General features: G+C 75.4%; 9 protein-coding genes. 1 reads left to right on the forward strand and 8 read right to left on the reverse strand.

What is annotated here, in order from left to right; translation table 11 throughout:
• Positions 1–6: 6 nt before the first annotated feature.
• The gene (locus WME83_RS25685) at positions 7–972 is read right to left on the reverse strand and encodes an NAD-dependent epimerase/dehydratase family protein (RefSeq protein ID WP_437321923.1); all 966 of its coding nucleotides are present in this window, start codon (positions 970–972) and stop codon (positions 7–9) included.
• A gap of 99 nt (positions 973–1,071) precedes the next feature.
• On the opposite strand from WME83_RS25685, the gene WME83_RS25690 reads away from it, so the two are divergent.
• Positions 1,072–1,998, forward strand: a complete 927-nt coding sequence (locus WME83_RS25690; protein WP_437321924.1) for a lysophospholipid acyltransferase family protein — start codon at positions 1,072–1,074, stop codon at positions 1,996–1,998.
• A gap of 37 nt (positions 1,999–2,035) precedes the next feature.
• Here the strand turns inward: WME83_RS25690 and WME83_RS25695 are convergent, their stop codons facing one another.
• The 7 genes from WME83_RS25695 to WME83_RS25725 all read right to left on the reverse strand — a co-directional run bounded on the left by WME83_RS25695 (position 2,036) and on the right by WME83_RS25725 (position 14,135).
• Positions 2,036–3,010, reverse strand: a complete 975-nt coding sequence (locus tag WME83_RS25695) for a S66 peptidase family protein (protein ID WP_437321925.1) — start codon at positions 3,008–3,010, stop codon at positions 2,036–2,038.
• 44 nt (positions 3,011–3,054) lie between these two features.
• Positions 3,055–8,508, reverse strand: a complete 5,454-nt coding sequence (locus WME83_RS25700; protein WP_437321926.1) for a hypothetical protein — start codon at positions 8,506–8,508, stop codon at positions 3,055–3,057.
• A gap of 178 nt (positions 8,509–8,686) precedes the next feature.
• Positions 8,687–10,294: a serine/threonine-protein kinase gene (locus WME83_RS25705; RefSeq protein WP_437321927.1), complete on the reverse strand. Its 1,608-nt coding sequence runs from the start codon at positions 10,292–10,294 to the stop codon at positions 8,687–8,689.
• Positions 10,295–10,390: 96 nt separating this feature from the next.
• Positions 10,391–11,407 (reverse strand): hypothetical protein, encoded by a 1,017-nt coding sequence (locus WME83_RS25710; RefSeq protein ID WP_437321928.1) that lies wholly within the window; start codon positions 11,405–11,407, stop codon positions 10,391–10,393.
• Entirely contained in the window at positions 11,407–12,489 is a 1,083-nt protein-coding gene (locus tag WME83_RS25715) for a tetratricopeptide repeat protein (protein ID WP_437321929.1), read from the reverse strand. The genes WME83_RS25710 and WME83_RS25715 overlap by 1 nt, the downstream gene beginning before the upstream one ends.
• 214 nt (positions 12,490–12,703) lie before the next feature.
• Positions 12,704–13,012, reverse strand: coding sequence for a hypothetical protein (locus tag WME83_RS25720; protein WP_437321930.1), 309 nt, complete (start codon positions 13,010–13,012; stop codon positions 12,704–12,706).
• A gap of 55 nt (positions 13,013–13,067) precedes the next feature.
• Positions 13,068–14,135, reverse strand: coding sequence for a DUF4190 domain-containing protein (locus tag WME83_RS25725; RefSeq protein WP_437321931.1), 1,068 nt, complete (start codon positions 14,133–14,135; stop codon positions 13,068–13,070).
• Between the last annotated feature and the right edge of the window lie 52 nt (positions 14,136–14,187).

The raw sequence follows: 14,187 nt of genomic DNA on the forward strand, positions 1-14,187 counted from the left end.
CGCTCTTCAGGTGATGTCGTCGACCGCCTGGACGGTCTCCTGGATGTCGTGCTGGTGCGTGTAGCCGAGGATCTCGCGCGCCCGCGTGTCGTCGACCATGCACACGTAGCGGATGTGATCGAGCTCGGGAGCCGGGAACGAGGTCGCCCGGAACCGCCAGAGCCGCGGGATGATCGTCTGCATCACGAAGTGAGGGATCGCGGCGCGCGCGCGCCCGGTCATGTCGATGACGCGCGAGAGCGGCAGCGGCGCCGGCCCCGCGAGGTTGAAGATCCCGCGCACGCCGGGGCGGAGCGCCGCGGCGATCGCGGAGACCACGTCGTCCTGGTGGATGACCTGCACCATCGGATCGAAGCCGAGGAGCGTCGGGATGACGTTGAGCCGGAGGTAGTTCGACGGCGCGTTGCGCACGGAGCCGAGGATGTGGACCGGCCGGAGGATGACCGTCTCGGTCTGCGGGTGCTTCCAGAAGAACGACTGCGCCAGCATGTCGACCTCGATGAGGTCGCGGATCTCGCTGAACGAGGCGCCGCCGAGCAGCGGCGCGTCCTCGGTGATGAACTGCGGGTTGTCCGGGCGCGGCCCGTAGGCGTTCGCGCTCGACAGCACGATGAGCTTGGGCACGTCGTACTGCGCGACGAACTCGAGCAGCCGCTGGAAGCCGGCGAGGTTCCAGCTGTGGTGCTCCATCTGGCTGGCCCGCGGGTCGTGCATGACCCCGAGGTGGACCACGGCGGCGAGCTGCTCCTGGCGGAAGATGTCCTGGGTCTTCTTGCGGCGGATATCGATCTGGTGATGCTCGATGTCCTTGGGTCGGCCGTCGAAGCTGCGCCGATCGACGCCGATCACGCGCCGCTCGCGGTGCAGGCGCCGCGCCAGCCGCCGTCCGAGACGGCCGCAGATGCCGGTGATGAGGATGGGCCGGAGGGACGGATCCGTGTCGGCGGCGGGGCGGCGGGCTCGGCCGAGCATGCGTTCGCTCATCGGAGCGACGGTCGCTTCGAGGAGGCCGATGGTCAAGCCCTTCCTGGCGGTGCAGGCCCACGCGAGGTTTGCTATCGTCCCGCGCCCATGGCCAGCAGAACGACGCTCGCCAGGCTGAGTCACTTCGTCTCCCACAGCGCGCTGCCGCTCGCGCGCCTCGGGGTCGACAGCCTGCGCGGCACGATCGACGACGCGACCATCCGGCTGCTCGGTCAAGACTTCGAGGACCGGCTGCGCCGGGTCGCGCTGCCGCACGCCGCGGACGGCGTGGATCCGTTCGGGCTCGACCGCGAGTGGGCGAAGTACGCGGTCGGGGTCGCGGCGTTCTTTCACCGCTTCTATTTCCGGACCGAGGTGTTCGGCATCGACCGCATCCCGACCGGCCGGGTCCTCTTGATCGCCAACCACTCCGGCCAGCTCCCGTTCGACGGCATGCTCATCGCGGCCTCGCTGTTCCTCGACGCGGAGCCGCCGCGGGTGATGCGGAGCATGGTCGAGAAGTGGACGCAGACCCTGCCGTTCGTGGCGACCTTCTTCTCGCGCGTGGGCCAGGTGGTCGGCGTGCCCGAGAACGCGCGGCGGCTGCTCGACATGGGCGCGGCGATCCTGGTGTTCCCGGAGGGGACGCGCGGGATCTCGAAGGGGTTCTCGAGCCGGTATCAGCTGCTCGATTTCGGGCTCGGGTTCATGCGGCTCGCGCTCGAGACCGACACGCCGATCGTGCCCATCGCCGTCATCGGGGGCGAGGAGCAGTACATCTCGCTCGGCAACCTGGAGTCGGTGTCGAAGGCGCTCGGGATGCCGACATTCCCCGTCATCCCTCAGCTGCTGATCCCCGGCGGCCAGATGCCGCTGCCGACGCGATACCGGATCTACTTCGGCGAGCCGATGACGTTCCACGGCGACCCCGACGACGACGACGCGGTGATCCAGGAGAAGGTCGCCCTCGTGAAGGGCCGGATCCAGTCGATGCTGAACCGCGGGCTGAAGGAGCGGAAGAGCGTCTTCTGGTGACCGCGCGGCCCGGGGCGCGCGCCGGCGCGGCGGGCGCTCAGGCGCCCGCCAGCGTGACCACGGCCTCGGGGCCGAGCGAGAGGACGCGCGCGCGGCCGCCGAGGATGGCGGGCTCGTTGCGGAGGCCGTGGCCGATCGGCAGCCCGGCGACGACGGGGACGCCCAGCGGAAGCAGCCTGTCGCGGAGGACCTCGTCCACGGTGACGCCGTCCGGGCCCGGGTGGCACTGCTCGAAGTCGCCCAGGACCACCGCCGCGGCCGGCGCGAGGTGGCCGCCGACCTCCAGCGTCGCGAGCATGCGATCGATGCGGTAGGGCCGCTCGGTGACGTCCTCGAGCAGGAGGACGCACCCCTCCGGCACGCGCAGGCGGCCGGCCGCGGCGCAGGCGTGGAGCAGGGCGAGGTTGCCGCCGAAGAGCGGCCCCTCGGCGGCGCCGGCGCGCAGCGTGGTCAGGCCGTCGAAGCGGCGCTCGCCCAGCGGATCTTCGAGGGCGCGGAGGAGCGCGGCGCGGGCGCGGGCGTCGCCGCGGCCGAGCGCGGTGACGTGGGCGCCGTGGAGCGACGCGACGCCGGCGCGCGCGGCCTCGACGTGGAGGGCGGTGACGTCGGAGAAGCCGACGATCCAGCGAGGGTGCTCGGCGAGGACGCCCCAGTCGATCCGGTGGACGAAGCGGTTCGCGCCGTAGCCGCCGCGGGCCGCGAAGATGGCGCGCACGTCGGGGTGGGACAGCGCGCGGACGAGCTCGTCCCTCCGCCGCGCGTCGCTGCCGGCGAGGTAGCCGGTCCGCGCGAACAGCCCGTGGCTGGAGGGCGCCGAGAGCGACGGCTCCCCGCCCCTGCGGCTGTCGCCGGCGAGCGGAGGGCCCCCGCCGGTGTCGAAGAGCACGCGGTAGCGCTGGGCCAGCCAGCCGAGGCCGACCCGCGCGAGGACGTGCTCGAACGGGCTGGAGGGGGCGATCACGGCGACGGTGTCGCCCGGTCGGAGCGCCGGGGGGAGGATCAGAGAGGGCACGTCGCGCCTGTGCCTCGGTGGGTCAATCGCTCTCCGTTGCGCGGCTACGGAGCGCCGGCGTCGTCGTCGAGGAACTCCACGTCTTCCGCGTCCTCGTCGATATCGATGTCGTGGGACGCAGGCAGGGGCGGCGGCGCGGGCGGGTTGACCGACGGCCGGAGCGCGGCCCCGGCCGCCGCTGCCGGCAGCGGCGGGGCTGCGGACACCGGCGGCGGCGCAGGGGCCGCGGACGCGGGAGCAGCGGACCCGGGGTCTGCGGACGCGGGCGCCTGCGCGGGATCTCCGTAGTAGGCCTCTCCGCCGTCGCCGATGCCGCCGTACGGCGGCGGCGCAGCGTCGTCGCCGCCGTAGGCCGGCGGCGGCGCAGCGTCGTCGCCGCCGTAGCCGGGCGCCGCCGCGTACTCGCCGCCGTACGCCGGCGGCGGCGCCGCGTACTCACCGCCGTACGCCGGCGGCGGCGCCGCGTACTCGCTGCCGTACGCCGGCGGCGGCGCCGCGTACTCGCTGCCGTACGCCGGCGGCGGCGCCGCGTACTCACCGCCGTACGCCGGCGGCGGCGCCGCGTACTCGCCGCCGTACGCCGGCGGCGCCGCGTACTCGCCACCGTACGCCGGCGGCGCCGCGTCGTCGCCGCCGTAGCCCGGCGCCGCCGCGTAGCCGTCGAGATCCGACCCCGGCGCAGCGAACGCGGGCGCGTCAGCGGGCGCGGGCGGCGCAACGTAGCCGGCGCCCTCCGGCGGAAGCTCCTGCCCCTCCGGCGGCGCCGCGTCGGCGGCGCCGCGGCTCGCGTCGCCCTCGGCCGCCGCGAGCGACGCGGCGCCGTACGCCTCGGCCTGCGGCGCCGGCGCGCCCTCCAGCGCCTCGGCGCCGGCGTGCACCTCGCCGCCCGCGTAGCCGTTGCTGATCGCCGCGGCAGCGACGATCTCCGCGCCGGGAACGTCGAGGGCCGGCACCCGGGGCGCGAGCGGCGGCTCGGTCAGGGGCAGGCCCGGCGGCCGGGTCGGCAGCACGGGCGGCGGGGGGGTGCGCTTGAGCTTGCCGGTCTTCGCCCGCTCGAGGCCCGCCGTCGCCTCCGGATCGCCCGCCTTCATGCGGAGGACCCGGCGCCAGGCGTCCGCCGCCTCCCGCCCCTCGCCGAGCTCCTCCTCCCAGAGGCGCGCCACCTTCCGCGCGAGCTCCGCCCGCTGCGCGGGATCGCGGCCGCGGAGGATCTGGTCCTCGTACAGCTGGATCATGCCGCGGTGATCGCCGAGCTCCTGCAGCAGGCCGGACAGCTCGTTCATCACGTCCTGGTCCGAGGGCGACAGGTCGTGGAGCTTCTTCAGATCCACCGCGGCGCCCGGCCGGTCGCCGAGCACGTCGCGGCGCAGCCTGGCCCGCCGCTGGAGCAGCTTGCGCACGAGCGGGCCGTCGAACACCTCGTCCAGCGCGCGGTTCAGCGTCGCGCCCACGCGGGGCAGATCGCCCACCGCGCGGCCGAGCGCCTCGAGCGCGTCGAGCGACGCGTCGTCGACGTGCGCGAGCACGGCGTCGCCGAGCCAGCCGAACGCGCGGTCGACGTCGCCGAGGTCCTGGTAGGCGATCGTGGCCGCGCGGCGCAGCAGCGCCGCCCGGGTGCGGCCGCCGTCGCGCGAGCCCTGACCGCCGGCGGCGAGCGCGTCGGCGAGGATCGTGCGCAGCGCGGTCGACTGCGACCGCGCGTCGTCGTCCCGCGCCACCTGCTCGAGCGTGGCGATCATCTCCTCCTGGACGCCGCCGCCGAGGGCCAGCTCGAAGAAGCTCCTCGCCCGATCGATGGCGCCGCGCTCGCAGGCGATCTGGGCGGCGCGGACGAGCGCCGCGAGGCGATCGGCCGGCGTGCGGCACCGGCCCACCTGGCGCTCGAAGAGATCGATGATGAGGCTCGGGGCCTCGGCCAGGGCCGCGAGCCGCTGGAGCAGCGGCTCGACCTCGGCGGTGGGCACGCTCGCCAGCGCGCCCTCGCCGTGGTGGATCGACTCCAGCGGATCGGCGCCCACGGCGACCCGGACCTCCGCCTGCCGCACGAGCTCGGCCGCGCGGGCGGTCCCCGAGAGATCCCTGGCGCGGAGCTCGTGCGCGACGGCGAGGGCCTCGCGATCCCGGAGCCCCACCGCGATCGCCTCGAGCCGCTCCGCGAGGACGGCGTCGGCGGTGCGCGACCGCGCGAGCTCCACCCCCACGCGCGCGGCGTCGCGGTGGTACCCCACCTCCACGAACCTGTCGAAGGCGCCGCGCAGGGCGAGATCGCGCCCCGCGCGCGCGATCGACTCGTTCCAGGCGACCAGCTTCGTCGCCACGAGCCCCTTCCACCCGAGCCGGTCGCCGAGCGCGACGTACGCCTCCCGGCTCGGCTCGTCGCCCTGATCGGCGAGGCGCTCCAGGAGGGAGATCGCCTCGTCGCTCCTGCCGAGCGTCTGGTCCAGGATCTCGGCGAGGCGGCGGGTCATCTTCGACGCCTCGTCCTCGTCGCCCTCGACCTCGATCAGCGCCGCGAGGAGGCGCGCGACCTTCGGCCAGTCGTTCAGGCGCTCGGCGAGCCGCTGCAGCCGCGCGATCGCGTCGAGGTCGTCCGGCTCGGCGGCGTGGACCACCTCGAGCGCCCGGACGGCGCCGTGCGGATCGTCGAGCGGGCCCTCGTACAGCGCGGCGAGCCGCTGCGCGATGTCGAGCCGATCGGTGCCGTCGACGAACGCGAGCTCGCGCTCGAGCGCGCCGGCGACGCCGCGCAGGTTGCCGCGCCGCTCCTCCAGCTCGGCGATCCCCCGGAGCGCGATCCGGTTCTGCGGATCGAGGTCCGTGACGACCATCTCGTAGCGCGCGATCGCCGCCTCGAGGTCGCCGGATCCCTCCGCGAGCATGCGCGCCTCGCGCAGGGCGAGCGAGATCTTGCCGGGCTCGCTGTCCGTGAGCGCGCCGAGCCGGTGGAGGAGCTCGGCGCCGAGCTGGACGTCGCCGCGCTCGCCGGCGTCGTCGGCGAGCCGCGCGAGCGCCTCGGCGTCCTCGCCGTCGGAGAGCAGGAGCGCGAGCGTCGCGCGCTCCCCGTCGCGATCGCCGAGCTCGCGCTGCGCCGCCGCGGCGGCCCGCCGGGCCGCGACGCGCGCCGCCCGGTCGCCGAGCAGCTCGGCCCGGCCAAGGAGGAACCGCACGAGCTCGGGCAGGCGGTTCGTGCGCCGGTAGAGGTCCTCGATCGCGGGGGCCGAGGCGTCGCTCACCGGGTCGATCTCGATCGCGCGCTCGACCCGGTCGAGCGCGCCCTCGACGTCGCCGGCGCTGAGGAGCAGCTCCGCGGCCTGGACGAACAGCGCCGGGCGCGCCTTGCGGTCCGCGAGCAGCGCGCGCTCGCAGACCGCCCTCGCCGCCTCGACGAGCCGGCCCGCCGCGACGTACGCCTTCTCCGCGAGCTCCCACAGCTTCGGCTGCCGCAGGAGCTCGGCCGCCTGGCTGTAGGCGTCGCCCGCGGCGCCCGGCTCGTCGAGCCGGCTCCGGAGCTCGCCGAGCTTCTGGAGGAGCGGCCCGCGGGTGAGCTTGTCCTGGAACCGGGAGGCCGCGTCGGCGAGGACGCGCGCGGCGAGATCGAACCGCTCGCCCCGCTCGAAGAGCTTGACCGCGGACTGGACCGCCGTGCCGTCCTCGGGCGACAGGCTCGCGACGCGGGCCCACGCCTCCGCGGCCGCGATGGGGTCGCGGCGCTTCTGCTCGTGGAGCGAGACGAGCTTCTTCTCGATCTCGATCTTCTGCGCGACGTCCGGGGTCGCCGCGGCCTCCAGCTCGAGCAGCGCGGCGAGGTCGTCCCAGCGGGAGCTCCGCTCGAGCAGCCGCCGCAGCTCGGCCTGGGCCTGCGCGTCGCCGGGATCGAGCTCGGAGAGCAGCCGGAAGGCCTGGACCGCCGTGTCGACGTCGCGCAGCTGCGCCTCGCACAGCCCCGCGACGTCGCGCAGCTGCGCCTTCCTGCGCTCGACGGGCGCCGTGGGGACGCGCGCCGCCGCGAGCAGGACGTCGCGTAGCTCGGCGAACATGCGCTTCTGGCGGAGGTGCTCCTCGAGCTGCGTCAGCGCGTCCAGGTTGGCGGGATCGGCCTTGAGCACCTCGCGCAGCCTGGCGAGCGGCAGCGGCTTTCGGGGCTGGGTCGGCTCGTCGCCCGCGAGCGGCGGCGGCTCCGGCGCGGCGGAGGCGTCGGGCGAGAGAGGCGCCGGCGCGGGGCCGGGCGCGGCAGCGCTCCGCAGCGACCCCGGCGCGTCCGGGGTCGCGGCCGCCGGCGCGAACGCGGCCACCGCCGGCTGGACCAGCTCCGCCGCGCCCGCGGCCGACAGCGGCGAAGGCACGCTGGAGGGGGGCACCGGCGGACCCGAGGGCGTCCGCCCGGGAGCCGCGGCCGAGGCGGGCGGCGCCGAGGGCGCCCGCGCCGGAGCCGGGATCCCCGGGGGCATCGACGGCAGCCGCGGCGGGGGCGGCAGCACGGACGCCCGCTTGCGGGCCTCGGCCGCCATGAACCCGTTCGGGTTCACCTGAAGGTAGGCGAGGTAGCGCGGGCGGAGCTCGGCGGTGCGGCCCAGCTGCTTCCCGTAGTGATCGGCGAGCTGCATCGCGCGGTCGTGGCCCGGCAGCGCGCGGAGCGCGTAGACCGAGTACGAGTAGCCGTACTCCCCGTCGTACGTCTCCGCGAGCGCGACGAAGAGTTCCGCCGCCTCGTCGCGCTCCGGCTGCGGCACCGGCTCGCCGGCCTCGATGCGCTCCACGATGGCGACGCCGAGCGCCTGGATCAGCCCCACGTCGTGCGGCACGAACGCGCGCGCGTTCCGCAGCGCCGCCGCGGAGCCCGCGAGGTCGCCCGCGCGGCGCCGGATGTCGGCCTCGTCGCGCAGCAGGGCGAGCCGCCGCTCCGGGTCGTCGATGAGCGCCTGCTCCATCGCGAAGTACGGGATCGCCTCGGCGTACTGCTGCTGGGCCTTCAAGAGCTCGCGCGCGGCGTAGATCGCGTAGACGTTGTGCGGATCGAGGTCCGCGAGGCGGCGCCAGTTCTCCAGGGCGCGCTCCGGCCGGGACAGCGGCGGCTCGCCCCACAGCCGGCCGAGCTCCTCGTGGAGCGTCGAGAGCTGCGCGCGCACCTCGGGCCGCTCGAAGAGCAGCGGCGTGAGCGCCTTCACGAGCCGCTCCAGCAGCGCGACGAGCGCCTTCTGATCGCCCTTGTCGCGGTAGAGCTGCGCCAGCCGCTCGGCCGCCGTCCGCTGCGTCGGGTCCTTGTCGATGGCGATCATGAGCGTCCGCGCGGCGTGGTGCGCGTCGCCGATCGTGGTCGACCACACGTTCGCCGCCTCGCTCAGCCAGTGCGCTGCATACGATGGATCCGCGGTGGAGCTGCCGACGCGCTCGAGCAGCATGGCGTACGAGCGCGGGTCCTGCTCCCCGGCTCGGTGCGCATACGCCAGGGCCTCCCCGTCATGCGGATTCGTGACGAGGCGCTGGATGAGCGTTTCCATCTCCCGGGGATCCATCGGTGCGCGGCGAAGTTACACGTTAGCCTCCGGCTCGTACAGCGACTCTCGGCCCCATCCGCCCAAAGGTCACCGCTGCTTCTCGCGCCCGCGGGCCCACGTCGACGAGCGGTTTCCGGCGTCCGCGTCGGCGCGCGCGGTGTGCGCCGCGCGCGTGCCGTCATCAGTCGAATTTCACATACGGCTTGCGCGACTGCTGCGGCCTGCGCTTCGGCGCCGGCGCCGAGGGAGCGCCCGCGGGCTCGTGCGCCGCGCTGGCGGCGGCCGCGGGGAGCGGCGCGGGGGCCGGCGGCGGCGCCGCCGCGGCGGGCGGCGCGGTGGGCGGCGCGGCGGGAGGCGGGGCCGGGCGTGCGAGCGCGCCCGCGAGCGCCCTGGCTTCCAGCGCCACCCGCTTCTCTAGCCTGCTCACGCCGCCGTCGGCGGGGCGGCGGAGCTCGCGCACGGCGAGCACCGTCACGATCAAGGAGAGGGCGACCGTCCCCACGGCGACGCGCGAGGTGAGCTTCCGCGGCGCGGGGCGCGACGTGCTCGGCGGCAGCGAGGCGTCCGCGCCGTCGCCCACGACCGCGAGCAGCTCGCTGGTCGCGCCGACCTCGGCCGGCTGCGCCGGGGCGGGGCGCTCGCGGCTCAGGCTCGGCCTCGCCTCGTCCATGGCGCGATCGAGCTCCGCGATGAACTCCTGCGCGCTCCGCGGCCGCTCCTCGGGCCGCTTGGCCAGGGCGCGCTGCAGGAGCTCGGAGAGCGACGGCGGGATCCCGGCGTCCGGCGCCGCCTCGAGCGCCGGCGCCGGCGACGACTTGATGTGCCTCGCCATCACGACGACCGCGTCGTCGTCGATGAACGGCGGCCGCCCGACGAGCATCTGATAGAGCAGCACGCCGAGCGAGTAGAGGTCGCTCCGCGCGTCGAGGGGCTTGCCTTGCGCCTGTTCCGGAGACATGTAGCGCGGCGTTCCGAACACCGTACCCGCCTGGGTCTCGAGGGCGTCGACCGGCCGCTCGGCTCCGGTCATCACCTTCGCGATGCCGAAGTCGAGCACCTTGCAGATCTCCTCGTGCTCGCCCGCGGGGGGCCTCGCCAGGAACAGGTTGTCCGGCTTGAGGTCCCGGTGGATGATCCCCTTGTCGTGCGCCTCGGCCAGCGACAGGAGCGCGTGCCGGGCGAAGCGGGCGGCGTCGCCGACGCGCAGGCGCCGGAGCCGCTTGAGCCGCTGTCCGAGCGATTCGCCCTCCAGCAGCTCCATCGCGAGGTAGAGCGAGCCGTTGCTCCACATCGGCCCCTCGCCGGGCGAGCCCTGCTCCGCGGAGCGGCCGCGGCCGAAGGCGGCGTCCGTCGCGTCGTCCACGATCTCGCCGAAATCGAAGACGGTCACCGTGTGCGGCGACCGGAGGAGGCTCATCGCGCGCGCCTCGCGCGTGAAGCGGGCCTTGGCCTGCGCGTCGAAGGCCCGGTCCGAGCGGAGGATCTTGATGGCCACGTCGCGGCCCATCGCCTCCTGGCGCGCCCGGTACACCGTGCCCATCGACCCGGCGCCGAGCTTGCCCACGACCACGAACCGATCCGCGATCGTGATCCCCAGGAACGGATCCCCCTCGGCCTCGGCGAGCGCCTCGCGGCTCACGAGGGCCAGCCCGTCGTGGGGGCAGCGCGGCAGCCTGGCGGACGGACCGGTCTGGGAGGCGCGATCGCCGGCGGGGGGCGGGAGCAGGCTGGACGAGCTCCTCGCGTCCAGAGCGACCGGCGCGAGGTGGTGGCACCGCGGGCAAATCAAGGCCGTCCGGCTGGGCTCGCCGGGCGATCCGGGTGCGCTGGAGGGGAGCTGGCCGTCAGCTGTAGGAGCTACCACCGCGATGGGGGTGATCGTCCGTCACTTGGGCCCACATCGCAAGGCCCACGACGGACCCGCAGCAGGAGGGCGACAGCCGAACAGCGAGACATCGCCGCAGGACGCCTCGCTGCAACAGACGTCGCTACAGAATCGCTGCGTTTGTTCAGGATGCCTGACGCACATGCCGCTCCGGCACTCCTCGTTCGTGTCGCACGCGACGCCGACGGCGGCGATGCTGTCCTCGCGCAGCAGCGCCGCGCACGCGCGGACGGTCGAGCCGTCGCCGGTCACGACCTCGGCGCAGCCCACGTTATGCATCGCGTCGTCGGGCGCGGCCGGGCACATGTCCGAGGAGCAGCACGGGATCGTGCAGCGGGGGGCCCCGTCGACATCGGCGCAGAGGCCGGAGGAGCAGTCCGCGTCCCCCATGCACGGCTCGAGGTAGCCGCCACGGCCGGGGCCGACGCGCTGGCACGCCCAGGCCGAACCGGCCGCGACGAGGTTCGTCGTGAGCCGGCACGCCGCCCCGTTCGTCGCGCAGTTGGTGTCCGAGCAGCAGGTGTCGACGCAGACGCCCTCGTCACAGATGCCCGAGCGGCACTCGCCGGGCGAGGCGCAGGCCGCGCCCGAGAGGCGCGCCCCCACCTCGGGCCGGTCGACGTCCCGGCCGATGCGACAGACGCCGCTCCCGCCGCCGTCGGGGATCCAGCAGACCGCGTCCCGGACGGGATCGCAATCGCTCGAGCTGCAGCACGCGCGCGCGCAGACGCTCGGCCCCTTGCCGCCGAACCGCCTGGGATCGAGGCAGAAATCGTGCGTTCCGCAGCCGTCGTGGTCGTCGCAAGGGGCGCCCAGCGCGCGCTCGATCTGCGTGTCGACGCAGACGCCGTCGCTGCAAAGGGCGCCCTCGGGGCACGCCGGGGGTCCGATCGCGCCCTCCTCCGAGCAGAGCACCGTGCCCAGCTTGCCGTCGACGAGGACCTCGCACCCGACGCCGAGCAACGCGAGCGCCGGGAGCCCGCGGACGAGCCTCCGCCCCGCGGCGCCGAGGCCCATCAGAACTGCACCTCCAGCCGGGCTCCAGCGGCGCCGAGCGACACGCTGACGCGCGCCGCCTCCTCCCCTGCGCGGGCGGCGAGCGAGGGCGGGGCGCCGTCGCGGCCCGGGCTCGCGGCGCCCGCGAGGGCGGCCGAGAGCGGGCGTGAGGCGCGCGGGCTCGCCGCGGGGGCCCGCGGCGACAGGTACAGATAGAGCGCCGCCGCGCCGGAGAGCCCGGCGACCAGCAGGGCGACGTCCGCGGCGACGGCGCACTGGTGGGCGGCGCTCGCGTCGGCCTGCAGATCGGCGACCGAGACGCCGCCGCCGGTGCGCTCGCCGGAGCCGGGATCCCGCGCCACGGCGAGGGCGGCGAACACGCCGCCGACCACGAGGGACCCCGCAGCGATGCCCCCGCTGACGTAGAGCCAGGCCCCGTACGGCCTCACGCCGTTCGGCGCCCCGGAACGGCGCGGCAGGCGCGGCAGATACGGCAGCGCCGTCGGGGCCTGCGCGGGCGGGGAGGGCGAAGGCGGCGGCGGCTTCGCGCTGGAGAGCTCCCGCTTCGCGCCCTGCAGCCGCTTGAGGACCGCCGCGACCTCCTCACGCTCCTTCGGGAGCGCCTCCATCTCGAGATAGCGACGGTAGTAGTGCTCGGCCTGCTCGATCTCGCCCAGCCGCTCGTGGATGACCGCCAGGTTGTAGATGAGCTCTTTGCCCTCGGGATCGAGCGCCACCGCGGCCTTCAGCTTCGCGATGGCCGCGCGGTACTCGCCGTGCTGGTAGAGGCCCTGCGCCTCGTCGTGCAGCGCGGTCGCTTGCTCGATGCGGCTCCGCTTCTCCGCCGACTCCTGCGACGGCGGCGTCGCGGGGCGGGCCGGCGCGCCGGCCTGCGGCGCGCTGCCCTGCGGCGCGCTGCCCTGCGGCAGCGGCGCGGCGCCGGGCGGCGCGGGCGCGCCGAGCGGCGCCGGCGAGGGCATCTGCGCGGCCGCCGCCGGCGGCGCTCCGAGCGAGGCCGCCGCGAGCGCGCAGGCGAGGCGTACGACGATGCGCCCGGCCTCGGGACCGATCGAGAGCGGCGGGCGCGCGGCGCGATTCGTCACGGCCGCCCACCATAGCGTAACTTCCGCGCGCGGAGCGGCCTCTTGCGTGGCGCGCGCCACGCAAGAGGCCGCGGCCTGCGCCGCGCGATCGGCCTGCGCCGCGCGATCAGCCTGCGCCGCGCGATCGGCCTGCGCCGCGCGATCCGCTCCCATCGTCGGCGCGCGGCTCCGGTCATGGGGCGCGCTCGTTCCCCGGAGGCCGCCGCCGCGCCGATCACCGGAGCTTGCAGCTGTGCGCGCCGGCGAGGACGAACGCCCGCTCGCACCTGACATCCACGGTGCGCTTCGGCGTCGTGAACTCGAATGTCTGGCCGAACGGCGTCCGCTCCAGCCGGGTCATCTGCGCCCTGCACCCCTCGCCGGCGCGGCGCGGCTCCGACGCGCCCGAGCCGCCGTCCTCGCCGCACGCGACGAGCGCCGCCATCCGCTCGACCTCGGCGTTGTCGGAGAAGACGTTGTAGGCCGCCGAGACGCTGAACGCGACGCAGACGGCGAAGAGGGCGAGCTGGACGAAGCGCTTCACGCGCCGAGCTTACCCCGTCCGGGGCGCGGGGGGCTGGCCGCCGCGCGCGACGCGGTCAGAGCCGCATGCCCGAGCCGGGCAGCGGGTGCCACGGCTGGCGGCGGGTCGTGTACTGCCCCCGCACGAACGCCCCGAGCACCGGCGCGATGTTGCGCGCGATGTCGTCGTCCCACTCGCCGCCGTTGATCCCGTCCTGCGGGGTGAGATCCGGCGAGAGCAGGAAGAAGCCGGGGTAGAGCCGCCGCGGCATCTTGATCTGATCGAGGTCCTCCTTGAAGACGTCGATGTCCACGCGCACGAGCCGCACGCTCCGGAGCGCGGTCTGCATCAGCGGATCGCCGAGCGCGCGGTCGACGCCGCGGCACGGCTCGCACGGATCGCTCGTCGTCATGACGAGGACCTTCTCGCCTTTCGCGTGCGCCTCCGCGCGCTGCTTGGCGAGCTCCTCGCTGAGGGTGGAGACGTCGACGCCGATATCGACGATCGAGAGCCCGCCGATGCGCCGGTGCGTCGTGTGCTGAGGGACGCTGCCGCCGGGCTGCGCCGCCGGAGGAGGCACGTCCGGCAGCGGCGCCGCCGGGGACGCGGTGCTCGCCGGCTCCGGCGAGGCCTCCCCCTCGCCGAGGGCGGCGGTGGTCTCGCCGCCGCTGTGCGTCGTCCACATCCACACGCCGAAGCCGATCGCCGAGCTCCAGCAGAGCGTGAGGAGGACGCCGAGCGAGAGCCCGACGCTGGCGAGCCCGTGGCCCCTGCGCGCCTCGGGGGCCCGCTCGATCTCGCGGCGGGCCGCCCAGCCGAAGGCGATCGCGGCGACGGCCCCGAGCGGCCCGAAGAGCGCCGCGACGACCGAGCTCACGGCCAGCGTCGAGAGCGGCGGTCGCCCCGGCGGGGGCGGCCGGGTGAGGTAGGGATCGTGGATGACCGGCAGCGGCGTCGAGGCGCCGCTCGGCAACGGCGCTCGGGGCGCGGCCGCGACGCGCGCCGCCTCGTCGCCGGAGGGTGCGCCGACGGGCAGCTCGCCCCCGCGGGGCAGGACGCCCGCCCGAATCTCCTGGGGCGCCGTCAGAGGCTCGTTCGCATCGCGGTTCGGCGGTGGCTGACTCGGGCCGAATGCGTGGCTCACGTCTCTTATCTTAGCGCCAGAGTCGGCGCCACGCTCGCCGTACGCACCCTCA

The sequence above is a fragment of the Sorangium sp. So ce385 genome (assembly GCF_051474135.1).
GTDB lineage: Bacteria > Myxococcota_A > Polyangia > Polyangiales > Polyangiaceae > Sorangium > Sorangium cellulosum_D.

What these genes read in the sequence shown, in the direction of transcription:
- WME83_RS25685 (WP_437321923.1), bottom strand. Translation starts at nt 972, where the DNA reads ATGCTCGGCCGAGCCCGCCGCCCCGCCGCCGACACGGATCCGTCCCTC.
- WME83_RS25710 (WP_437321928.1), bottom strand. Translation starts at nt 11,407, where the DNA reads ATGGGCCTCGGCGCCGCGGGGCGGAGGCTCGTCCGCGGGCTCCCGGCG.
- WME83_RS25690 (WP_437321924.1), top strand. Translation starts at nt 1,072, where the DNA reads ATGGCCAGCAGAACGACGCTCGCCAGGCTGAGTCACTTCGTCTCCCAC.
- WME83_RS25700 (WP_437321926.1), bottom strand. Translation starts at nt 8,508, where the DNA reads ATGGAAACGCTCATCCAGCGCCTCGTCACGAATCCGCATGACGGGGAG.